We start from the raw sequence: 21,339 nt of genomic DNA, 5'->3' as shown, positions 1-21,339 counted from the left end.
CTAATTTCTCTCCGTCGAGACGGCGCAGTTCAATCCGCCGTCTGGATGCTCTCAGTCCGCCGGGTCGACGGAACGCCGACGCCGGACAGGGCCATCATGAACAGAACCAGCGGGGAGAGCAGGCCGAACAGGTAGTAGGGGGCGTACTCGAGCGTCGGGACGCCCGTCGCGCTGGCCATGAAGACCCCGCCCGCGTGCCACGGGATGAGCGCGCCGGTGGGGGTCCCCGCCGCCTCGACGGCCCGCGAGAGTTGATCGCTCTCGAGTCCGAACTTGTCGTAGAGGTTTCGGAGCGTCATTCCCGGTAGCACGATGCTCATGTACTGCTGTGCGGTGAGCGCGTTGATGAGGATCGCGGAAATGCCGGTCCCGGCGATCAGGGCTCCCGAACTCCGCACTCCCTGCGAGAGTCGGTGAGCAAGCACCGCGAGGACGCCGGTCTTCTCGAGGAGTCCGCCGAGGACGAGCGCCGCGACGACGACCGCGATCGTCCACGCAGATCCGGTGAGACCGCCGGTCTGGAGGAGTTCGTCGACGAGGTCCGATCCGGTCGCGGGTGCCGTCCCGGTGAGGAACACTTCCCACGCGGGGACGAATCCGCTGCCCTGGAACAGTATGGACGTACCGACGCCGACGAAGACGCCGAGGACGAGCGTCGGAAGCGCTGGATACCCTCGAAGGGCGAGGGCGAAGGTACTCACGAGGGGAAGAAACACGAGCGGCGAAACGTCGTACGTTCCGGTGAGCGCGGTCTGAATCGTCTCGACCTGACCGGCCGGGACGGCTCCGCTGGACTGGAGACCGAGGATCGCGAACCCGATAATTGCGATCCCGAACGCGATGAGGGTTCCCGTCCGCATGCGATAGATGTGGTCGTACAAGGGTGTGTTCGTCACGCCGGCAGCGAGGTTCGTCGTGTCCGAGAGCGGCGATTGTTTGTCACCGGCGTATGCGCCCGAGATCACCGCGCCGACGGTCATGGGACCGGGAACGCCGAGACCCGCGCCGATACCGACGAACGCGACGCCGAGCGTCCCGACCGTCGTCCACGACGAGCCGATCGAAAACGCGACGACGGCAGCGAGAACGGCCGCTACGGGGAGGAACACCGTCGGAGACAGTAACTCGAGCCCGTAGTACATCATCGCCGGAATGGTGCCCGCGTCGACCCACGTCGCGATGAGCGCGTAGATGGTGAAGATTATGAGCAGCGCCTGCAGTCCCATCAGCAGAGCGTTCGCGATACCGTCGTAGAGCTCGGGCCACGAATAGCCGAGGTACTGTCCGAACGCGCCGACGAAGACGATACTCCAGAGGAGCGGAACGTGCGGATCGAGGCCGAGAACCGCGGATCCGATCCCGAGAAAGACGACGACGGCGAGAACCGGAACGAGTGCGAGGCGAACCGACGGACGCCGGTCCGGATCCAGTTCGTCGACGGTCGTCGGCGTGAACTCGAGTGTCATTGACCGCCGTATGTCCTCGGGGAATAAAAATAGCGCGTTTGATTACTGTAACGTATGTTTCACGGTACCGCGATGCACAATACCACAGGTCGTTCAGAATGAATCACGATACCACTACAGGAGCCGTTACGGGCGTTACAGGCGGAGTTTCAGCAAGAACCTAGTTGAATCGTTCACCCCAATATCGACTGTTGAATCAGTATTTGTGTACTACCAATATGGTTTTTGTAGACAGATTTTTATAATTGATTCGCCTGTGACAACGTATGACGGTTGGACCGCCGATCGAAGACCTTCACTTCGAAGATGCACCGAACGTCGGCTCCGTTCCCGGGCCAGAGACCAGGCGACTGCTCGAAAAGCAACGGAAAATAGACAGCAGCGCCGTCGCCTATCCCGACGACATTCCGATTGCGTTCGAGGAGGGACGGGGTGCGACGGTTCGAGACGCAGACGGGAACACGTACATCGATTTATTCGCCGGAATCGGCGTTCTCAACGTCGGCCACTCGAATCCGTACGTCCTCGAGGCCGTCCACGAGCAGGCCGACAAGTTCGTCCACACGGTCGATTTCCCGACGGAGGCACGCCTCGAGCTGATCGAAAAACTCGACGAAATCGCGCCAGCAGGATTGCGGGGGAACAATCGGGTCGTCTTCGGCGGCCCGACCGGCAGTGACGCCATCGAGGCCTCGATCAAGCTCGCGAAGTACAACACGGGCGGCGACGGACTCATCGCCTTCCGCGGTGCCTACCACGGCGCGACGACGGGAGCGATGAGCCTCACTTCGAATACGAGTTTCAAAGAACACTACACGCCGTTGCTCTCCGACGTCGTCCACGCGCCGTATCCGGACCCGTTCCGACAGGAAACGAACTCGCAGGAGGCCGTTGACCACGCCCTAGAAGAGGTGCAAGCGATCGTCGAAGATCCGTACGGCGGGCTGGCCAACCCGGCCGGAATCGTCGTCGAACCGATCCAGGGCGAGGGCGGTATCGTGACACCGCCAGAGGGGTTCCTCCAGGGATTGCGCGACATCGCGGACGACAACGATATCGTCCTCGTCTTCGACGAGATTCAGAGCGGACTCGGTCGAACCGGGGAGTGGTGGGCCTGCGACTGGGAGGGCGTCACGCCGGACGCGATGACCTCTGCGAAGGCCCTGGGCGGGGCCGGCTTTCCGCTTTCGGCGACGATCTACCACGAAGACCTCGACACGTGGGGTCCGGGCGACCACGCGGGCACCTACCGCGGCCACGTCGTCGGTATGCGGGCCGGAACGCGAGCGATCGAGTACATTCAGGAACGCGACCTGCTCGCACACGCCCGCGAACTCGGCGAATACGTTCGGGACCGACTCCGCGAGGCCGCCGACGGTACCGATCGTCTCGCGGATATCCGCGGTCGCGGCCTGTTCATCGGCGCGGAGTTCGTCGACGAGTCGGGCGACCCTGACGGCGACGCGGTCGACGCGATCCAGCAGTACTGTTTCGAACGCGGCGTCCTCGTCTGGACGGCCGGTCGACACGGCAACGTGCTTCGATTTCTCCCGCCGCTCGTGCTCACCCACGAACTGGCCGAAACGGCGCTCGACATCGTCGTGGACGCTATCGAGCACGCGACCGGAGCGGAGTGATCCGCGATGGCGGATACCGAACCCGTCGAGACCGACGAGGCCCCGAACAACGACAATCCGTACTCTCAGGGCGTTCGCGACGGCGACACGCTCTACGTCTCCGGCTACGGGCCGGTCGATCCGAAGACGGACGAAGTCGTCGACGGGGATGTCGGCACACAGACGGGTCAGGTCCTCGATAACATCGCCGCCGTCGTCGACGAGGCCGGCGGCAACGGCCTCGAGGATCTCGTCAAGGTGACCGTCTATCTCACCGATCTCGAAGATTACGAACGAGTCAACGACGCGTACGGTGCTCGGTTCGGCGACACGCCGCCGGCTCGAGTCTGCGTCGAAGTCTCCCGGCTTCCCGAGGACGTACGCGTCGAACTGGACGCGATCGCGTCGCTCGGCTAGCGATCAACGGCGGATCGTCGACTCCAAACGTCGATGGACCGGCGGCCCGATGGATCGGTCCCTACACCGATCGCGATACTACCGTATGCGATAATCGACCACGATTAAGTATCCCCGATTCGTACGCGTAGCCGAGATGGTTCACGAAGGGCGGACAACCCTGATCGGGCTCCGACGGTCGTTTCATCGCTACCCGGAGCCGGGCTGGTGTGAGTTCCGGACGACCGCTGGGATCGTCGCGGAACTCGAGCGAATCGGGGTGGACGAGATCGCCGTCGGTCAAGAGGCGCTCGCCTCGGACGCCCGGATGGCCGTTCCCGACGGGGAAACCATCCGCCCTTGGCTCGAGCGAGCGCGTGTAGCGGGGGTTCGGGAGGATATCCTCGAGCGGACGAAAGACGGCCATACGGGCGTGGTCGCAGTTATCGAGCAAGAGCCCGACACGCCGGAGGGCAGCGTCGAGCAACTGGGCGAGGAGTACGACCGCGACGAGAGCGCCGACGGTACAGACTTCGTGAGCGAGCAGGACAGCGAACGGCGACCGGGGCCGTGTGTCGGATTGCGAGTCGATATGGACGCCCTCTCGTTACGGGAGTCGGACGAAGCCAGTCACAGACCGGCTGCGGAGGGGTTTCGATCGGAACACGACGGCTACATGCACGCCTGCGGTCACGACGCACACATCGCGATGGGACTCGGGACCCTCGAGGCGGTGAAAGAAAGCGACTTTACGGGCACGTTCAAGGTCTTCTTCCAACCCGCGGAGGAGATTTCCGGCGGCGGCCGGGCGATGGCTCGAGGCGGGTACCTCGACGACGTGGAGTATCTGCTCGCCGTCCACGTCGGCCTCGACAACCCGACCGGCACGGTCGTTGCCGGAATGGAAAAGCCACTGGCGATGTCGCACCTGACCGTGACCTTCGAGGGGGCGAGCGCCCACGCGGGTACGGCCCCGAACGCGGGGGCGAATGCGATGCAGGCCGTCGCGAGCGCCGTCCAGAACGCCTACGCGATTCCGCGCCACAGCGACGGGATGACGCGGATCAACTTCGGTCGCATCGAAGGCGGCACCGCGAGCAACGTCATCGCCGAAGAGATCACCCTTGAGGGCGAGATTCGCGGCGAAACGACGGCGCTGATGGAGTACACGAGAACCGAACTCGAGCGAGTGCTGTACGCCGCCGCGGAGATGCACGACTGCGACGTGACGCCGCGAGTCATCAGCGAGTCGCCGAGCGTCGACAGCGATCCGGCGCTTCGAGACCTCGTCAGCGAGGTCGCGAGGGGCGTCGACGGCGTCGATTCGGTCGTGCCGACCGACGAGTTCGGCGCGAGCGAGGACGCAACCTACCTGATGGAACGGGTCAGCGAAAACGGCGGGCTCGCCTCCTACGTCCTCGTCGGGACGGACTCGCCCACGAACCACCAGACGCCCACGTTCGACATCGACGAGGATAGCCTCGAGATCGGCGTCTCAGTGCTGTCCGAGGCGGTACTGGCATGTTCGGAACGGTACGGCGATCGCACGTAGGGTCCCGTCAACTAACTCGAGGGTGTAACGGCGCGTTTTGCGACGCTGTTCGATTCTCGAGCACGGAGAGTCACTACAACGACGGATTTCCTGGAAGCAGTGGCCGTTTTCGACTACTTTTACAGATGTCCACGTACGACGGAAGTGTTGATCCTGTATCACATATAACGGATCAGAAGCATTAATTCGCGGGCTATCCGTGTTCAGTGTATGAGTCAGGACGTGAGTCAGGAGGAGATGCCGGAGTCGCTTCGAACAGCGGCGGACGCGGATCGCCCCCGTGGGATCCTCACACCGTCGGATCGCGACTTCTTGCTCGGGCGGAAAACGGATTACACGGATCACTCGAAAAAACAGAAACGAAACCGCATCCGTCGGCGGGTCCGAAACGCGGTGCTCGATTTCAGTATCCTCTTCGAATACTTAGAAGAGCGCGACCGGAACACCGTCTTCGACCCCGACGACGACGAACGGGACGCCTACACCCAGGGAATCACGGATATGCTCGCGTTCTTGCACCTCGGGACGATGGGCTATCACACCCCGTTCAAGGACATGCTCTCGGAGGGAGTCGGCAAGGCAGAACAGCGTCTCGCCGGATCGAACTACCGGATGGTCAACGTCGAGTTCAACGTCGATCCGGTGGGCCAGATCGACGTCGACGACGTCGTCGAAAAACTCGAGGACGAGGAGTTCGCCCAGCTCACCGACGAGGAGCTCCGCGCGTTCGTCCGGCTGTTGACGATGTCAGACGACTTCTCGCCCGACGAGACCCGCGAAGAGATCAAAGACCGCGTCGACGAGTACACCCAGCAGGTCAACGAGAGCGCCGAGACGCGCGAACAGAAACTCGAGGAACTGACGAATTGACCGGTTCCGACTCGAGTGCCGTTTTCGCGGATCGAATTGCAGTCCTCCGACCGACCGGTCGGTATTGAATGCGGCATCAGGATGATAAATGTCGGTTAATTCGAGCGAGTGAGCCACATCGTGGTCCGATTCGTTTCTTTCTCCGATGATCCTAGCAAATGATTTGTAGATAGGGTTATTTATCCACAGATTGGCGTTCCTAGTTGCTGTCGGTCCGCCGTCGCTTGACGATTTCTAATAAACATAATCTGTGTATGTCGGTTACAAAAAGGAAATACTTATACTGGATACTCGCATCCACTACGGTATGCCATTGCACAGCATGGTAGATGGCAACCGAGGTCGGTGCATCGCAACGGCGAGCCATCGGTCGGGTGAAGGGGGTGAGCGGTCGTGAGCAGCGACGAAAAGGGGGCCGTCGGCACGTTCCTCGAGGAGATCGACCTGGTTGTGTTCACGTTCGGGGCGCTGTTGACCGTCGGCGTGATCGCGGCGTTTTTCATTGATCAGACTGCAGTCACGGATACGATCAATCTCGTCTACGGCCTAGTAGTCGAGTACCTGAACTGGGCGCTGTTGGTGATCGTGTTCCTGATCGTTCTCTTTCTCCTGTTCTTGATCGTCGGGCCGTGGGGCAAGATCAAGATGGGAGACGAGGATCCGGAGTATAGTTTTCTGTCGTTTTTCGCAATGTTGTACTCCGCCGGGTTCGCAGCGGGCGTCGTGTTCTGGGGACCTACCGAGGCGTTGTTTTACTACGACAATCCATCACCGTTGTTCGGCGTCGAGGGTGGCACGAGCGAGGCGGTACCTATCGCGGTCCAGCAGACGCTGTTCCACTGGGCGCTGCCCCAACTGGCCGTGTTCACGATCATGGGACTCGCGATCGCCTACTTCGCGTACAACTACGAGAGTGTCCCGCTTCGGGTCTCCTCGGCGCTGACGCCGATTCTCGGCAAGGAGAACCTCGACGGACCGGCCGCGAAGGTGGTCGACATTCTCGCCGTGTTCGCGACGATCGGCGGCGTGGCGACGTCGCTCGGCTTCATCGGGAGCCAGTTCATCGCCGGTCTCAACTACCAGTGGGGGATTAACCTCGGGGACGTCGGCATCCTCCTCGTCGTGACGACGATGACGCTGCTGTTTACCATCTCGATGGTCCTCGGCGTCGATCGGGGGATCCGCCGGCTCTCGAACTTCAACATGATACTGTTCGTCGCACTCATGCTGGCGACGTTCATCCTCGGTCCGACGCTGTTCTTGCTCCTGCTCGGTTCGCAGGCGATCGGCGGAATGATCGCCGACTTCACGTCCATGAGCCTCTACACGGGAGCCGGCACCGATGGCGGCACGCAGTGGATGAACGACTGGACGGTCTTCTACTGGGCGTGGGCGCTCTCGTGGTCGCCGTTCGCCGGCCTGTTCATCGCCCGCATTTCCAAGGGTCGAACGGTCCGCGAAGTCGCCTTCACCGGAATCGGCGCGACCTCGGCCGCGACCATCCCGTGGTTCACCTTCGTCGGCGGTACCGCGCTGCGATACCACCACAACGGAACGGCCAACTTCTCGAGTGTAATCGAACCTCCTATTGCCCCGGAGATTTCGGGCTTCATCCTCTTCGACGCCTTCCCGCTCGGAACGGTGTTCATGATCGCCTTCATGATTCTCGTGACGACGTTCTTCATCACGTCGGCAGACTCCTCGACGCTCGCCGTCTCGATGATGACGACCGGCGGGAAAGCGAGCCCCTCGACCATCAATCGGGTCTTCTGGGGGGTCGTCCTCGGTATGACCGCGGCGATCCTCATGATCATCGGCGGCGAGGGCGGAACGACTGCGCTCCAGAACGCGGTCATCATCACCGGCGCCCCGTTCGCGTTCGTCTGTTTCCTCGCGATGCTCTCGCTGATCAAGGACTTCGCCTCGAGCCACGGTCGGGTGTTGCTGCAGGACGAAACCGTCCTCATCGGCTCGGGCAGAAAGCCGGATACGGAATCGCCGTCCGGTCCCGGCGGCGCCGTCGAATCGGACGACGACTGAACCACTTTCGGCCCTCAGCCGCGCTGGTCGTCATGCTATTCAGGTTTTTGCGGGCAGTTCACTCGCGGTTCGCGCCGCACTCTCCGCTGACCAATAATGTCACTTGATGTACGAGATACAAATGCATAGAAACTATGTATGAATGGAATACTGTAGAACCTGTTCCCAGGGAACAAAAATGGATTTTATAAAGACAGGTGCTGCTGAACTGGACGTAGACAGGTTCCTTGGACGACACACATATGATTAAGTATTTGGACTAGATTAGACATCTAGATGCTAATTAGAGAAATCGATAGCAATCTTTTCGGTGCAAAGCAAGGTATTTTTCTCTGATTGACAATAGGGCCCTGGACAACCACTATCGTATATGAAATCACCAGTTACCGTCACCTTGAGCGCACATACAGGGTAGTCAATATTTGAATAGACTGGATTATTTACATTAAATTGGAGCCAACCGGTATTTGAATCGTTTTCATAACCTCCTGCAGATACGACCCGATCCCCAAAGTTATATGATATTTTCTTTTCCTGCCTATCTACCGATGTCTGATCGCCTCCTGCTGAAAACGAGATGCCAATGCCAAGACCCATATATCCAGCACTGACACCAAAGGAATCTACATAACCGTCTTCCTCGGGTGCATTCTGCAATGAAGCATACGGATCCAGGAATCGCCACTGGTCGTTTATACTGCTGGAATCGCTAATAGTGACTTCAACCTCAAGATTACTAATTTTCTTGGTTGCTTTTGATCCTCCTCCATCATTAACGTGAGCAAGCCAATTCACAAATACAGGTCCAGGAGGATTTGTATAAGGAGATGCGGTTACCGATGAGCCGATTGATAGTTCAGCTTCAACTCCTTCGGCCTTATCCATCGTATGTGACGTATAGTCTCCTTCACTTGTGGTATTAATTACTTGAAACCCTCCTCCCTCAGGAGGCCTCCAATCTGTAGCTGAAGCCGAATTTGTGATCGCTCCTATACTTGTTAAAGTGGCCGAGGCAAAGACACCTTTCCGCAATACGTTTCGTCGACTGATTAGGTCTTTCTTCTTATCCACCATATTAGAACTATATTTTAGTGCTGAATATAAATCTTCCTATACTTAATATATTAAATTGAGGTTAGATATAGTAAATGCCAGTGAGTTTTTCAACAAAAGGGAGACGATTGGCGGTTCAAATCGAAAGACCGTCGCCCGACTTAGACCGCCACCCGGTCCCAGCAGGCCCATCGAAACCGACAACGATTGAACGATGGTTACGACCCAGTTTTCGCGACTCAAATCGATTCGCTCTGCGTCGATTTCCGATTGGTTCGGGAGTCGCGATGGCAGATCTCCCCTGCACCTTATACCAAGATTTAATGTATGACGTACACATTATCTGTGTATGGATAGGGACACTGCCAAACCGGACGTGGATGTCTTCCCTGGCCCCAATGCTCGCGAGTGGGTCGAGTTCCACGGGGCCAACGCGGCACCGAGTGAGTACTCACACGAGTTCGTCTGGGACATCACCCGCGAAGCCGACGGCCCGTTCGTCACGGATGTCGACGGCAACGTTCTTCTGGATTTTACGTGTCACATCGGCGCTGCACCGCTCGGATACAACAACGAGAATATTCTCGGGAAGCTTCGGGAGTTCGACCTCGTCGAACCGATGAAGATCGCCGGCCAGGACATGTACTTCGGTGCGGGGCCGACCCCCGACGAATCGGACGTTCCCGGCTCGAGTCACCTGATGGAGAAACTCGTCGAGGTCTCGAGTCAATATGGAATGGACACAGTCTTCCTCTCGAATTCGGGCGCGGAGGCCATGGAGAACGCGATGAAGATCACGAACGACTACCGCGCGCCGTCGAAGTACGGCGTCGCGTTTTCGGGGAGCTTCCACGGCCGCACGCTCGGAACGTTATCGCTGACGAAATCAAAGGAGGTCTACACGCGTCACTACCCCGAAATCAGCGGGATCGAGACGGTGCCGTTCTGCGACGATCGGGGCTGTGACGCCGAGAGCTGCGACTGCGGGTTCTTCGCGGGCGGCGGATCGCAGCTCCGATCGATGCTCGCGCCCGAAGGCGGCCACATCGATCCCGACGAAATCGCCTTTCTTGCGCTCGAGCCGATTCAGGGCGTCGGCGGCTACCGCTTCCCGAGCGAGACGTTCATGCAGGAGGTCGCGGACGTGACCAAGACCTACGACATCCCCCTCGTCGTCGACGAGATCCAGTCCGGAATCGGACGCACGGGCGAGATCTGGGCGTCGGATCACTATCCCATCGAACCCGACGTCATCGCCAGCGCCAAAGCGCTCCGGGTCGGCGCGACCATCTCGCGGTCGGACGTGTTCCCCGCCGAAAAGAATCGACTCGGCTCGACGTTCGGCGGCGGCGACCTTCTCGGTTCGATGATCGGCGCGTTTACCCTCGAGGCCATCGAGGAGTACGACCTGCTCGCGAACGCCACCCGCCGCGGCAGGCAGGCGAAAGAACTGCTCCGCGACGACGCGCCGGACGCCGTCGAGGACGTACGCGGTAAAGGGTTGATGCTCGCCGTCGAATTCGACACGGCCGACCGGCGGAACGCGGTCGTGAAGGCGAGCCTCGAGCACGGTTTGTTGACCCTCGGTTGTGGCGAGAAGACGATCCGGCTCCTCCCGCCGCTTGACTCGAGCGAGCGAGAGATCGAACTCGGCGTCGGGCGCTTTCTCGAGGCGATCGATTCCGTCGGAACGAGCCCGAGAGCGGCCTGAAAATCGGTGTATCAAAGTAGAAGACGGGGATCGGAACGCGACGTACCTACAAGACGGGCAGCGTCTCCGAATCCGCTTCGAAAACCCCACAAATACTCATCGGGTTCTGGCAGTTACGCTAAAACGTGCCGTAAATAGCCTCATAGTCGCATTCCCACTCAGTGGGGATCGGCGGCAGAGTCTATACTTCCATGGGGCCAATCGAAAACTACCCGTGGGCGACATGCGCCCTCCACACACCCCATCCCCACTCAGCCTTCATCTCCACCCCCTCGTCCCATAGGCATCCCCCGGGCATCCCACGGGCTTTTCACGATTCGAGAGCGCTCAGCGGTGTCCTCGACACATTCGCGTAGAATTCTCGAGAGGTACTGCTCGAGAGCACCGTATGAACGTTCCAGACCAGTATAGCTGGGGAATGTATTAATATTCGTGGGAAGGATTTTTACTGTTCCCACAGTAGGTGAGACTACCATGAGCAAAACAGCGGAGGCCGACGATCGTGGACGAATCGTCATCCCGCAAAAGATCCGAGAGAAACACGGTGACCGATATCGTGTCGTCGAACTCGACGACCGGGTCGAACTGATCCCGCTCACCGATGACCCGATCGAAGGGCTCCGAAATGCTGTCGGTGACGCCTTCGACGAAAAATCGATCGAGGAGATAAAACGGGAATCGCGCGAGGCTGCTCGAGAAGACGCCGTCGACGAAGTGAGCGAGTAAGAATGATCTACGCCGACACGGACTTCTTTATCGCACTCGTGAAAGACGACGACTGGCTCCAGCCTCGCGCAGCCGAAATCGCACTCGAAAACGAGGGGAACATCTACACCTCACGAGCGACGTTGCTCGAACTCCTTATGATTTCGAATCGGTTTGAATTCGATCGGATGAAAGCACTCACCTACGCACTCGAGATTGCTTCGGTCCCCGAAAACGAAGACGTGCTGTTCCAGGCGGCGGACTATATGGAGCAGGACGGACTTACCGCATTCGACGCCTACCACGTTGCCTACGCGGACGAGGACCCACTCATTTCGTCCGATCAATCGTTCGACGGTGTGACAGCGGATCGAATCGCGATAGAAGAGCCGGAGTGAGAAACGAGAGCTACTGCGGGTATTCGAGTACCGACACGTCGTCGAGTTCCGAGAGGGTATCGAGGACTGCACTCAGGTGCTCGGGGCCGCTCCCCTCGAGTCCGATCGTCACCGGAACGCGGTTGGGCTGATCGACGCCGCGGCGTCGAGCGCGCTCGAGAACGTCGAGTTCGGCTCCGTGATCTTCGACCGTCTCGAGGACATCGCCGAGGGCCGTCGGCCAGCCGTCGACGGCCAGTCTGGCTTCGACGTACCGGCCGAGTTCACCCAAACCCGTTCGAGTCAGTTCCGCGTGTTCAGTGAGATTGACGTTGCCGCCGGAGATCACGAGGCCAACGTGCTCGCCTTCGAGATCGATCGAATCCGAGAGCGCGGCCGCCAGCGGTGCGCCACCGGCGCTCTCGGCGACGGTCTTGGCCCGTTCGGCCAGAAGCGTCACGGCGACGGCCAGTTCGGTGTCGGTAACCCCGACCACGTCGTCGACCACTTCTCGAGCGGCCGCGAATGTCGTCTCTAACATCCGCGTGTCTGCGATCCCTTCGGCCACGGTGTCGACGGTCTCTAGTTCGCGGATTCGATCGTTCTCGAGCGAGGGCTTCGCGTGAAGCGCCCCCTCGGGTTGAACGCCGACGACGCGAATATCCGGATCGACGGCCTTCATCACGGTTCCGATGCCGGAGATGAGGCCGCCGCCGCCGATTGCGACGAGGACCGTGTCGAGCTCGGGGTACTGCTCTCGCAACTCGAGACCGACCGTTCCCTGACCCGCGATGATCGCCTCGTCGTCGAAAGGGTGGACGAACGTTTCGCCCGTCTCGTCGGCCCGTTCGAGGGCGTACTCGTAGGATCGTTCGTAGATCTCACCCTCGACGACGACGTCCGCGCCGTAGCCTCGCGTGGCCTCGATTTTCGCGGCGGGCGTCACGTCCGGAACGACGATGGTGGTGTCGATATCGAGCAATTCTCCGGCGAGTGCTACTCCCTGCGCGTGGTTGCCAGCGCTCGAGGAGATAACTCCTACGGCGCGTTCGGCCGCCGAAAGCTGGGCCATCCTGTTGTACGCGCCGCGAATCTTGAACGAACCCGTACGCTGGACGTTCTCGAGTTTGAGCCCGACCGACGTGGCACCGCTCATATCGGCGAACGTTCGGGATCTATCGAGCGGCGTCCGGTGAACGACGTCAGCGATGCGCTCGCCGGCCGCCTCGACGTCCTCAAGTGTGACCGGAGTCGTGCTCACGGCTCGTCCTCCGGGCGTGCGAGCGGGTGTCGGTGCTCGAGTTCGCGAATCGTTTCGAGCAGGACCGATAGGCCGTGATCGAGGCTCGACTCGTCGACATCGAACGTCGGGGTGTGGTGGCTCGTAGGGTGGTCGGTTCCAACGATCAGGTACGATGCGAGCCCGCCGTTTTCCTGCACGCGCTCCATCAGGAAGGTCGCGTCCTCGCTCGCACCGAAATCCGCCGTCGGCACGAGCGTCTCGGTTCCGCTCGCATCGCTGACCGCATCGACGATCAGATCGACGAGTTCCGGGTCGCTATCCGCCCGCGGCGACTCGCTGACCACGTTCACGTCGGCCCGACAGCCGTGCATCGTTGCGGCCGATCGCATTACCCGCTCGAGTTTCGTTTTCGCGTACTCCATCAGTTCCGTCGTTTCGCCCCGCGCTTCGGCCTCGAGGTGGGCCCGATCGGCGATGACGTTGCTCGCGGTTCCCACCTCCGCGCGGCCGATGTTCACTCGGGTCATACCGCCGCTGTGACGCGGGATTCCGTAGGTGTTCTCGATCGCGGTTCCCGTCGCCTGCATCGCGTTGTCACCCTCCTCCGGTGCCTTCCCCGCGTGAGCGGACGTTCCCTCGATCGTGACGTCGACGTGGCACATCGCGAGCGGTTTTTCGATTCCGGCGACGACCTCCCCCGACGGGTGGTCGAGGCCCACGTGGATCGCAAGCAGGTAGTCCAGATCGTCGACGAAACGACTCTCCGCCATCGGGCAGCCGCCGCCGCCGACTTCCTCTGCGGGCTGGAAGAAGACGACCAGCCGACCCGCGAAATCGCTGTCCGCGATCGCCTCGAGAACCGCCAGTCCCCAGGTCATGTGGACGTCGTGACCGCAGGCGTGCATCGTTCCCTCGATCTCCGAGCGAAAGCCGGCCGCGGCCGGCGCGTGCTCGTCGCTGGTCGCCTCCTCGATAAACAGGCCGTCGATATCGACGCGCAGACCGATCATCGGCCCGTCGCCGCGGTCGAGGACGGCGACCGCACCGGTGTTTCCGCCCGCCATCCGATCGAGCAGCGCCTCATCTGTGCCGCGTTCGCGAGCCCGATCGAGCCAGGGCTCGAGTTCTTCGTCGTCGGGAACGGCCATTCGATCGTCCGGATCGTAGGCGTCCGGACCGACGGCCAGTTCGTCGACGCCGATCCGCTGGAGTTCGTCGACGAGTCGAGCAGTAGTGACGAACTCTCGCCACGCCGGTTCCGGGTGGCGGTGGAAACTCCGACGCACCGAAACGAGTCGATCCTGAATCGGTTCGTTCATGCGACTAGCTGACGCGCCCCAATCCCTTAATTATACACAATTGTCGTTGATGTCGAATACACATAAAGGATAAGAACGTCCGTGAGAATCCTGATGCAGGCGCATCACACCGGTGCGACGGATATCGTTATGAGCACGAACCCCGACGTCGTCGTCCTTCGAGAAGGGACGGAAGGACTGTCCATGGAATCGTACGCCGAAACGCTGCGCGAGCAGTTACCATCACTCGCTATCGAACACGCGCGGACGCCTCGAGAAGAACGAGACCTCATAGAGCAGGCGCGGATCGCGACCGGAATCACGATCGACGAAGAACTCGTCGCTCGGGCCGACAACCTCGAACTCTTCGCGTGCACGTTCGCCGGCACCGAGCACGTTCCCGTCGAGACCCTCGCCGAACACGGCGTCGCCGTGACGAACGCGGGCGGCATTCACGCCCCAGGAATCGCCGAACAGACGATCGGAAACGTGCTCGTCTTCGCGCGGAACCTCCACGAGGGCTGGCGACGAAAGAGGAACCACGAATGGCGTCACTTCCAATCCCAGGAGTTAGCCGGCAGCACCGTCGCGATCGTCGGCCTCGGCTCGATCGGCCAGGAAATCGTCAGGCGACTCGAGGGGTTCGACGTGGACACCGTCGGCGTCCGATACACGCCCGCAAAGGGCGGCCCGACCGACGAAGTCGTCGGCTTCGACGAAAACGCGATTCACGACGCCTTCGCGCGCAGCGAGTACGTCGTCCTCGCCTGTCCGTTAACCGACCTGACCCGGGGACTCGTCGGCGAGGCGGAATTAGCGACGCTTCCGCCGAATGCCGTCGTCGTCAACGCGGCTCGAGGGCCCATCGTCGACACCGACGCGCTCGTCTCCGCGCTGCAGTCGAACAAAATTCGGGGGGCCGCACTCGACGTTACCGACCCCGAACCGCTCCCGGCCGATCACCCGCTCTGGGATCTCGAGAACTGCCTCATCACACCCCATACCGGCGGTCACACGCCAAAACACTGGGATCGACTGGCGGCGATCGTCGCGCACAACATCGACGCGCTCGAGTCTGATGGGGAACTGGAAAACGTTGTGTCTTGATTCCGACCGGAAAGAGATCTTTCGCTTGATCGGCAGAGAATGCACTCGTAAGATGCGAAGTCAAGTTTGGCAGTTATACAGATTCGAGGAGAATACCTGCGGCAAAAGCCGCAGGATGAATCCGACAACACAGAATCAATCCACGTACAACAAATCGCTCGAGATCTCAGTCCGCGTTTTTAAGTGTCAGGGAATTATACCGTGGAAGTAGGAATCAGGCTGGGAACGGAGCGATTCCGCCTAGTCCTACGATGGCGGTCTGCCCGCCCCAAGCAACCAAGCAATAATCGGAACCAGTCGATGACCGCCCGATTCTTCTCTGAATCGATTGCGGAGTTGACTGCTGTGCGCACGACTCAAAGTAACTCCAAGTCCGTTGAAGTCTGCCGGACTCCCCGTGGCAAAAACAACACTGGGGGTCCGAAGCCGATGGAGGATAGGAGTACCGGGAGCTTGGCACTCCCAGCAGTCCCACCGCCAAAGACCATGAGCATCCCCACGGATTCTCACCTTCGGATGCTCGGTGAGGTTGTAAACCTGAAACCTCCAACGCTCAGGATTCCTGTGCCTTCAGGCGCAGGAGGATGTCAAGAATTCGCTACGCCATCGCACCGCAAATACACTCGTGCTCCTGTCGAGACCGGCCAGTAACGTATGTGTGAATCTCGGTGGCGAGTTCGTACATCGCTTCGGCACGCGCTGCTGAGGCGAGTCCATCCTGATAGTACGTCTTTGCTCGGTGGTCGCGCCAGAGATCTGCGAGGTTCGCGGCCGTCGATTCCCCGAAGACGCCGACTGCTGCCGCCTCTCGGTACACCCCAGGATGCGTGCCGGGAAGATCATCTGGTTTCATCGTCCCACGCTCAAGGAGCCGGAATTCCACGGTTCGTTCGATAGCAACAAACGACGCTTCGATCACGAGCGGGTAGTAGTTGGCATCCCGGAGTGCCTCTGCACCGGCGAGTAAGCGACAGGCCTTCCGCAACTGGAGGAGAGCGGCGGCGTCGACATCGAGTCCGGCTTCGATCTCTGCCGGGCAGCGGTCGAACGCTGCTTGTACGTTGTTGATGAGTTGCTCGATTCGCGTACTACTCATCGGCGACGACCTCCTTTCGAAGCGAGTCAAGTTGGTCGCTCCCGGACACCGTAACTCCCTCCGCGAAGATTTCGCGGAGTTTTGAGCCGGCTCTGCGTGCGCTCTCTGCGGATTCGATATACGGCTCGAACACAAACCGGTCACCGTCGAAGCGTTCGGACTGGAGATCAGCACCGACATCGGTAATCCGACGGCGGGCCGTCGTCCGGTCGCCATCGACGACAACGAAGCAATCGATGTCGCTCTGACGGTCAGCCTCGCCACGAGCGACGCTCCCGAAGACGACGATACCGAGTAGTTCGGTGATGTCGTCGGCATCGGTGATCGTTGCGTGCACGCGGTCAACGAATGCTCGAATCGGCGCGTGAAATTCCGACTGTGGAATAGCGAGGATCGGGTCGTCTTTCTGGAGTCGGTCCGGGTTGATCGCGATATAGTTTCGTTGTGGTGTCTCTCGAATTTGTACGGCACCGATGCTGTCGAGGAGGTCGACGGCTCGCCAGACAGTCGAGCGGGTGACACCCGTGGCGTCGACGAGTTCAGGGATCGTAAACTCCGTGTCGTGGGCGTCGACTAGCAGTCGGAGGATGTCGTCCGCGGCACCGATACGAAACACGTCGGTGTCCGCGTCGAGATACGCATCGATACGGACTGTTATATCCTGTTTCGTTGTTTCAGACACTATCTGATTTTGTGCAACGAGGTATAAAGAAATGGCGGCGATATGCAGCAGGCGCTATGCTACGCGAGTGATTCAATTAGAATTCTGTCGGCTGCAGCGTGTCCGACTCGATGTTGATCCGGAGACGACATGTGCTGTCCGTGATCGATGCGTTGTTCGTTGATTACCAGGCCACAGTCCTTGCAGAAGCTTTGGTGGATTGTCTCATCATAGAAGTACGTCGCATGCTCGCCGTCGTGATGTGACTCTCCCACTCCGTCCGCTCACGAGCAGTTTCGAGCAGTTGTGCACCGTTTGCAGAGATTATGTCGGAACTCGAGCTACCTACGTCGTGAACAGTTTTCGCGGGAACTCCGCAAGCGTCTCCGCTCCGTCGCTGGTGACGTGAAACGTTTCGCTGATCTCGACGCCGTAGTCGTCCAGCCAGATGCCGGGGATCATGTGAAAGGTCATGTCCTCCTCGAGAACGGTTTCGTCTCCGGGGCGGATGCTCGCCGTGTGTTCGCCCCAGTCCGGCGGATAGCCGAGCCCCATCGAGTAGCCGATTCGGTCTTCCTTCTCCATGTCGTGTTTGGCGATCGTCTCTCGCCAGACCCGTTCGACGGACTCGCAGGTGACACCGGGTTCTGCGGCGTCGAGTGCGGCCTCGAGCCCTTCGACGACGACTTCCGCAGTGTGTGCGATCGCTTCCGGCGGCTCGCCGACGAACGTCGTCCGCGCCAGCGGTGAGTGATACCGGTGCCGACAGCCAGAGAGCTCGATGATAACGGGATCGCCCCGTTCGAACGACCGATCGGTCCACGTCAGGTGCGGCGTTCCGGTGTGATCGCCAGCCGGCATCAACGGAACGATCGACGGGTAATCGCCGCCGAACGCGTCGGTTCCGGTGATCAGCGCCTCGTATATCGCGGCGGCAGCTTCGTACTCGGGGACTCCCTCCTCGATCGTCTCGAGGCCGGCCCGCATCGCCAGTTCCGAAATCCGAGCGGCCTCGCGCATGTACTCGAGTTCCCGTTCGGACTTTTTGACCCGAACCCAGTTGACCAGTAACGTTCGGTCCTCGAAATCGGCCGCCGGAAGGTTCTGCTGGAGGCGCGTATAGGATTTCGCGGTGAAGTACGCGGCGTCCATCTCGAGGCCGATGCGGCCGTCTTCGACATCGAGGTCCTCGAGGACTTTCGCGACGTAATCCATCGGGTGCAAGTCGTACGGCGAGTGGACGTGATCGTCGCTGTAGGATCGAATGTTCGGTTCGGAAAGCCAGGCCGTCGCTCGCGCCCCGTTGGCGTCCATCTCGCGGCCGACCCAGACGGGTTCGTCGTTCTCGGGCGTGACGATGACGGCCTGATGGACGTAAAACGACCAGCCGTCGTAGCCGGTCAGATAGTTCATGTTGGCCGGGTCGGAGACGACGATTGCATCGAGACGTTCCTCGCGTAGCCGTTCTTTCGTTTGTTTCACTCGTCGTTCGTATTCGGATTCGTCGAAAACATCACGAGACATGATAACAGGGACTCTAGTGAGAGGGTCCACCAGCAGAACTAAAAAGTTTTCGTGTATGTCGATAACAAATAGTGTGTATAATATGTGGCTTGAATCGGCTTTCGGTAACGGGGTCGGCAACAGTCGAACAGTGAGACGTTCTCGAAAGTCATTGCTCGGCGTCCACTAAAACGAGGTCAGCCGATCGAAATCAACCCGTCACCATCGAATAAATTCCCCACAGGTATGGAGTTTTCGACACCACTATGTCCGCTGTTAGTGCGGTCGATCGCCCACTCGCGGTCCGCTTCGTCGAGAACGTGTTCAGATCGGAACAGTTAGGTATACCCCTCGAGAGAACCGCCGCTACTCGAGAATTACTCCGGACACACTGGTGTTGTGCTGCGAAGATAGTCGTCTCGAACGGGCCACCCAGCCGAGGTAATTTCGAACGAGTTGGCGGCCTACTGAAATTCCAACAACGAGGTGTCACCTTCCGGAGACTCGCCATCCGACAGATACCGCTTGACAGAATCGTGGATACCGACATCCTCGAGGACGTCATCCAGCGCCGAGAGGATCAGTTCGATGTCCATATCGAGGGTGTACTCTCGATACGTTCCGCCCCGGCGTCCCTCGTTTCGCTCCGTCACGGAAACGAGACCGAGCATCGCGAGCTCCGAGAGATGGTCGCGCATTCGGCGCGGAACGAGCGGATCGCGTCCGGCTCGCTGGGCGAAGTTGGTGTATCGTGGCCGGACATCTCGAGACCGGATCGGGGTTTCATCCTGGAGATGCAGGGTCAACAACGAATACAAGACGAGATGGCCGTGCTGGGTCAACCCATTGATGCCCTCCTCGATGCGACCGCGCTCGAGATCGTGGCGACCCGCTTCGACGTGTGCTTCGGTGATGACGATCTCATCCGGTTGTTCCTGGGTAACTTCTTCCTCGCGAGCCAGATCGCCCGCTTTCATCAACAGATCGATCGACTGACGGGCATCGCCGGCGTCTTTCGCTCCGTAGGCAGCACACAGCGGAATAACCGCATCGTCGATGACGCCGTCGTGGAACGCAACCTGTGCCCGCTGCTCGAGGATCTTCTGTAGATCCCCCGCATCGTACGCCGGGAAGTGGATCTCCTGTTCACAGAGCGAACTTTTGACCTTCGGCGATAGATCGTCCCGGAACGAAAAGTCGTTCGAGATCCCAATAATACCGATCTTCGCTTCGGAGAGGTTGTTGTTCGCACGCGCCCGTGGGAGCTGATAGAGGATCGAATCGTCTTCGACGTGATCGACTTCGTCGAGAACGATCAAATTCGTTCCCCCGAGCGCGTCGAGATCGTCCCACAACATTTCGTAGACGGTTGCTCGAGGATACCCGGTCGTGCTGATCTGGTTCGTCTCTTCGCGAAGTTCGTTGACCAGACGAGTCGCGATTTGGTAGGAGGATGTGAGACCGTCGCAGTTGAGAAAGGTTAGATGAAGATCGATGTCGTCGTACTGGCTTGCGTCTTCCTCGAGATGAGAGAGGAGATATCGCGTCGCCGCCGTTTTTCCGACCCCAGTTTTCCCATAGAGAAAGACGTTGTTGGGTTGTTCCCCGTTGATGACCGGCTGGAGCGATGCCTGGTACATCTGGATTTCTTCGTCACGGCCCACAAGTTCCTCGGGTTGATAATCTTCGCGTAGTGCGTCGCGATTTTTGTAGATTTCCGTATCGCGTTCGAACAAGCCCATTCGTTTTCTTGGGATAACTGTTATCACGACAGTTTATAAAACCACCGTGTCCGGAGTGTCCGCTGTTGTTGTTTTTATATACTAATCGGCGGGACACACCCCCTCCATGATGTCCGCTGTAATAGGGTACTAGTGTGGGATGGGGTGGGTTGCGGAGTATTCTGTATAGGGGAAGTTTTATAATCTTATGCAACAAGCTAGTCCGTACTAGGTCTTCATAGAATAATACAACAAGGAGGAGAGGAATATCAAATTGAGCGGCGGGATAATATATCGACGATCGAATCTCGATCCCTATCGCTCAGTTTCCCCCACCCATCATTTGTGAAGAACAGCGGACAAAGTGGGGTGGGTGTGTCCCACTGAATTCCGAACTACCTCATCCAGTCATCTGCTTCGTGAACAAATCTTCCAAATTACTTCGTAACCTCTTGTACGCCGATGTCATCACATAATTCTGTACTATCGGCAACGAACCGAACAAGGGTGTCTCGTGTATCCAATGGGTTCGGATCTCCTGCTCGAGAACTCCTCTCAGTGACTAATTCCCCGATTTAAATTCAAGCGCGATTCCTGAACATCACACACCACTATGTCCGCTGTTCTTGTCAGTTGGATTCTTCAGCACGTAGAACAGCGGACGGGGTGGTGTGGTACTAGCCAAACTCCCCATCTGAATTTTCTTCCCCTTGGAAGTCTAGTCACTCATGATTTCACTCATCCGAGAATATCGATCGATCAAAATACCGATTACTCGAGGCCAGGTTTTCTCGAACTCACATCTATTCGTGATATGCTGTAGTCTCTACGTGATATACTGTTGTGCTCGGCGTTTGAACACCACCCTGTCCGCTGTTATATGTGCGGGATTGACACCACTTTGTCCGCTGTTATGGTCCAGTT

17 protein-coding genes are annotated in these 21,339 nt (G+C 59.3%); 9 read left to right on the top strand and 8 right to left on the bottom strand.

The genetic code is table 11. From position 1 onward, the window contains the following. Window positions 1-29 precede the first annotated feature (29 nt). Window positions 30-1,466: an arginine/ornithine antiporter ArcD gene (arcD, locus tag HALLA_RS14150; protein WP_049954157.1), complete on the bottom strand. Its 1,437-nt coding sequence runs from the start codon at window positions 1,464-1,466 to the stop codon at window positions 30-32. Window positions 1,467-1,732: 266 nt separating this feature from the next. Here arcD and HALLA_RS14145 point away from each other — a divergent pair, with 266 nt between their 5' ends. The 5 genes from HALLA_RS14145 to HALLA_RS14125 all read left to right on the top strand — a co-directional run bounded on the left by HALLA_RS14145 (window position 1,733) and on the right by HALLA_RS14125 (window position 7,940). Further along, complete coding sequence (locus HALLA_RS14145) at window positions 1,733-3,103, top strand: aspartate aminotransferase family protein (protein WP_049954156.1); 1,371 nt, start codon at window positions 1,733-1,735, stop codon at window positions 3,101-3,103. 6 nt (window positions 3,104-3,109) lie between these two features. Continuing rightward, entirely contained in the window at window positions 3,110-3,499 is a 390-nt protein-coding gene (locus HALLA_RS14140) for a Rid family detoxifying hydrolase (protein WP_049954155.1), read from the top strand. Between the two features lie 136 nt (window positions 3,500-3,635). Beyond that, the gene (locus HALLA_RS14135) at window positions 3,636-5,030 is read left to right on the top strand and encodes an amidohydrolase (protein WP_049954154.1); all 1,395 of its coding nucleotides are present in this window, start codon (window positions 3,636-3,638) and stop codon (window positions 5,028-5,030) included. Window positions 5,031-5,252: 222 nt separating this feature from the next. Then, on the top strand, window positions 5,253-5,900 hold the full coding sequence (locus HALLA_RS14130) for a hypothetical protein (RefSeq protein ID WP_049954556.1): 648 nt from the start codon (window positions 5,253-5,255) through the stop codon (window positions 5,898-5,900). Between the two features lie 393 nt (window positions 5,901-6,293). Further along, the gene (locus HALLA_RS14125; protein ID WP_049954153.1) at window positions 6,294-7,940 is read left to right on the top strand and encodes a BCCT family transporter; all 1,647 of its coding nucleotides are present in this window, start codon (window positions 6,294-6,296) and stop codon (window positions 7,938-7,940) included. Between the two features lie 279 nt (window positions 7,941-8,219). Here HALLA_RS14125 and HALLA_RS20685 read toward each other — a convergent pair whose 3' ends face one another. After that, window positions 8,220-9,014, bottom strand: a complete 795-nt coding sequence (locus HALLA_RS20685) for a hypothetical protein (protein WP_157231397.1) — start codon at window positions 9,012-9,014, stop codon at window positions 8,220-8,222. A 328-nt stretch (window positions 9,015-9,342) separates the two neighbouring features. Between HALLA_RS20685 and HALLA_RS14120 the strand changes: the two genes are divergently transcribed. The 3 genes from HALLA_RS14120 (at window position 9,343) to HALLA_RS14110 (ending at window position 11,807) form a co-directional block, all read left to right on the top strand. Next, window positions 9,343-10,704 (top strand): aminotransferase class III-fold pyridoxal phosphate-dependent enzyme, encoded by a 1,362-nt coding sequence (locus HALLA_RS14120; protein WP_049954152.1) that lies wholly within the window; start codon window positions 9,343-9,345, stop codon window positions 10,702-10,704. A gap of 474 nt (window positions 10,705-11,178) precedes the next feature. Next, entirely contained in the window at window positions 11,179-11,430 is a 252-nt protein-coding gene (locus HALLA_RS14115) for an AbrB/MazE/SpoVT family DNA-binding domain-containing protein (RefSeq protein ID WP_049954150.1), read from the top strand. 2 nt (window positions 11,431-11,432) lie between these two features. Beyond that, entirely contained in the window at window positions 11,433-11,807 is a 375-nt protein-coding gene (locus HALLA_RS14110) for a type II toxin-antitoxin system VapC family toxin (RefSeq protein ID WP_049954149.1), read from the top strand. A gap of 10 nt (window positions 11,808-11,817) precedes the next feature. On the opposite strand, the gene ilvA is transcribed toward HALLA_RS14110, so the two are convergent. Together ilvA and HALLA_RS14100 are read right to left on the bottom strand one after the other, a co-directional pair. Next, on the bottom strand, window positions 11,818-13,047 hold the full coding sequence (gene ilvA, locus HALLA_RS14105; RefSeq protein WP_049954148.1) for a threonine ammonia-lyase: 1,230 nt from the start codon (window positions 13,045-13,047) through the stop codon (window positions 11,818-11,820). Next, the gene (locus HALLA_RS14100) at window positions 13,044-14,348 is read right to left on the bottom strand and encodes an amidohydrolase (protein WP_049954147.1); all 1,305 of its coding nucleotides are present in this window, start codon (window positions 14,346-14,348) and stop codon (window positions 13,044-13,046) included. The genes ilvA and HALLA_RS14100 overlap by 4 nt, the downstream gene beginning before the upstream one ends. Window positions 14,349-14,477: 129 nt before the next feature. Here HALLA_RS14100 and HALLA_RS14095 point away from each other — a divergent pair, with 129 nt between their 5' ends. Then, window positions 14,478-15,434, top strand: a complete 957-nt coding sequence (locus tag HALLA_RS14095) for a D-2-hydroxyacid dehydrogenase (protein WP_049954555.1) — start codon at window positions 14,478-14,480, stop codon at window positions 15,432-15,434. Window positions 15,435-16,032: 598 nt separating this feature from the next. Here HALLA_RS14095 and HALLA_RS14090 read toward each other — a convergent pair. The 4 genes from HALLA_RS14090 to HALLA_RS14075 all read right to left on the bottom strand — a co-directional run bounded on the left by HALLA_RS14090 (window position 16,033) and on the right by HALLA_RS14075 (window position 20,436). Further along, entirely contained in the window at window positions 16,033-16,530 is a 498-nt protein-coding gene (locus tag HALLA_RS14090) for a hypothetical protein (protein ID WP_049954146.1), read from the bottom strand. Beyond that, on the bottom strand, window positions 16,523-17,212 hold the full coding sequence (locus HALLA_RS14085; RefSeq protein WP_049954145.1) for a nucleotidyltransferase domain-containing protein: 690 nt from the start codon (window positions 17,210-17,212) through the stop codon (window positions 16,523-16,525). Before HALLA_RS14085 ends, HALLA_RS14090 begins: the two co-directional genes overlap by 8 nt. A 324-nt stretch (window positions 17,213-17,536) precedes the next feature. Further along, window positions 17,537-18,715 carry a M24 family metallopeptidase gene (locus HALLA_RS14080; RefSeq protein ID WP_049954144.1) on the bottom strand — a complete coding sequence of 393 codons (1,179 nt, stop codon included), beginning with the start codon at window positions 18,713-18,715 and terminating at the stop codon, window positions 17,537-17,539. A 443-nt stretch (window positions 18,716-19,158) separates the two neighbouring features. Then, the gene (locus tag HALLA_RS14075; RefSeq protein WP_049954143.1) at window positions 19,159-20,436 is read right to left on the bottom strand and encodes an orc1/cdc6 family replication initiation protein; all 1,278 of its coding nucleotides are present in this window, start codon (window positions 20,434-20,436) and stop codon (window positions 19,159-19,161) included. Between the last annotated feature and the right edge of the window lie 903 nt (window positions 20,437-21,339).

The sequence above is a fragment of the Halostagnicola larsenii XH-48 genome, assembly GCF_000517625.1.
In the GTDB taxonomy this organism is placed as follows: domain Archaea; phylum Halobacteriota; class Halobacteria; order Halobacteriales; family Natrialbaceae; genus Halostagnicola; species Halostagnicola larsenii.
Note: the sequence above shows the minus strand (reverse complement) of the source record. Positions and strands in the feature narration are given on the sequence as shown.

Excerpts from the sequence above, each read along its gene's own strand:
- arcD (WP_049954157.1), bottom strand. The coding sequence starts at position 1,466 with ATGACACTCGAGTTCACGCCGACGACCGTCGACGAACTGGATCCGGAC.
- HALLA_RS14145 (WP_049954156.1), top strand. The coding sequence starts at position 1,733 with ATGACGGTTGGACCGCCGATCGAAGACCTTCACTTCGAAGATGCACCG.
- HALLA_RS14140 (WP_049954155.1), top strand. The coding sequence starts at position 3,110 with ATGGCGGATACCGAACCCGTCGAGACCGACGAGGCCCCGAACAACGAC.
- HALLA_RS14135 (WP_049954154.1), top strand. The coding sequence starts at position 3,636 with ATGGTTCACGAAGGGCGGACAACCCTGATCGGGCTCCGACGGTCGTTT.
- HALLA_RS20685 (WP_157231397.1), bottom strand. The coding sequence starts at position 9,014 with ATGGTGGATAAGAAGAAAGACCTAATCAGTCGACGAAACGTATTGCGG.
- HALLA_RS14120 (WP_049954152.1), top strand. The coding sequence starts at position 9,343 with ATGGATAGGGACACTGCCAAACCGGACGTGGATGTCTTCCCTGGCCCC.
- HALLA_RS14115 (WP_049954150.1), top strand. The coding sequence starts at position 11,179 with ATGAGCAAAACAGCGGAGGCCGACGATCGTGGACGAATCGTCATCCCG.
- HALLA_RS14110 (WP_049954149.1), top strand. The coding sequence starts at position 11,433 with ATGATCTACGCCGACACGGACTTCTTTATCGCACTCGTGAAAGACGAC.
- HALLA_RS14100 (WP_049954147.1), bottom strand. The coding sequence starts at position 14,348 with ATGAACGAACCGATTCAGGATCGACTCGTTTCGGTGCGTCGGAGTTTC.
- HALLA_RS14095 (WP_049954555.1), top strand. The coding sequence starts at position 14,478 with ATGAGCACGAACCCCGACGTCGTCGTCCTTCGAGAAGGGACGGAAGGA.
- HALLA_RS14090 (WP_049954146.1), bottom strand. The coding sequence starts at position 16,530 with ATGAGTAGTACGCGAATCGAGCAACTCATCAACAACGTACAAGCAGCG.
- HALLA_RS14080 (WP_049954144.1), bottom strand. The coding sequence starts at position 18,715 with ATGTCTCGTGATGTTTTCGACGAATCCGAATACGAACGACGAGTGAAA.
- HALLA_RS14075 (WP_049954143.1), bottom strand. The coding sequence starts at position 20,436 with ATGGGCTTGTTCGAACGCGATACGGAAATCTACAAAAATCGCGACGCA.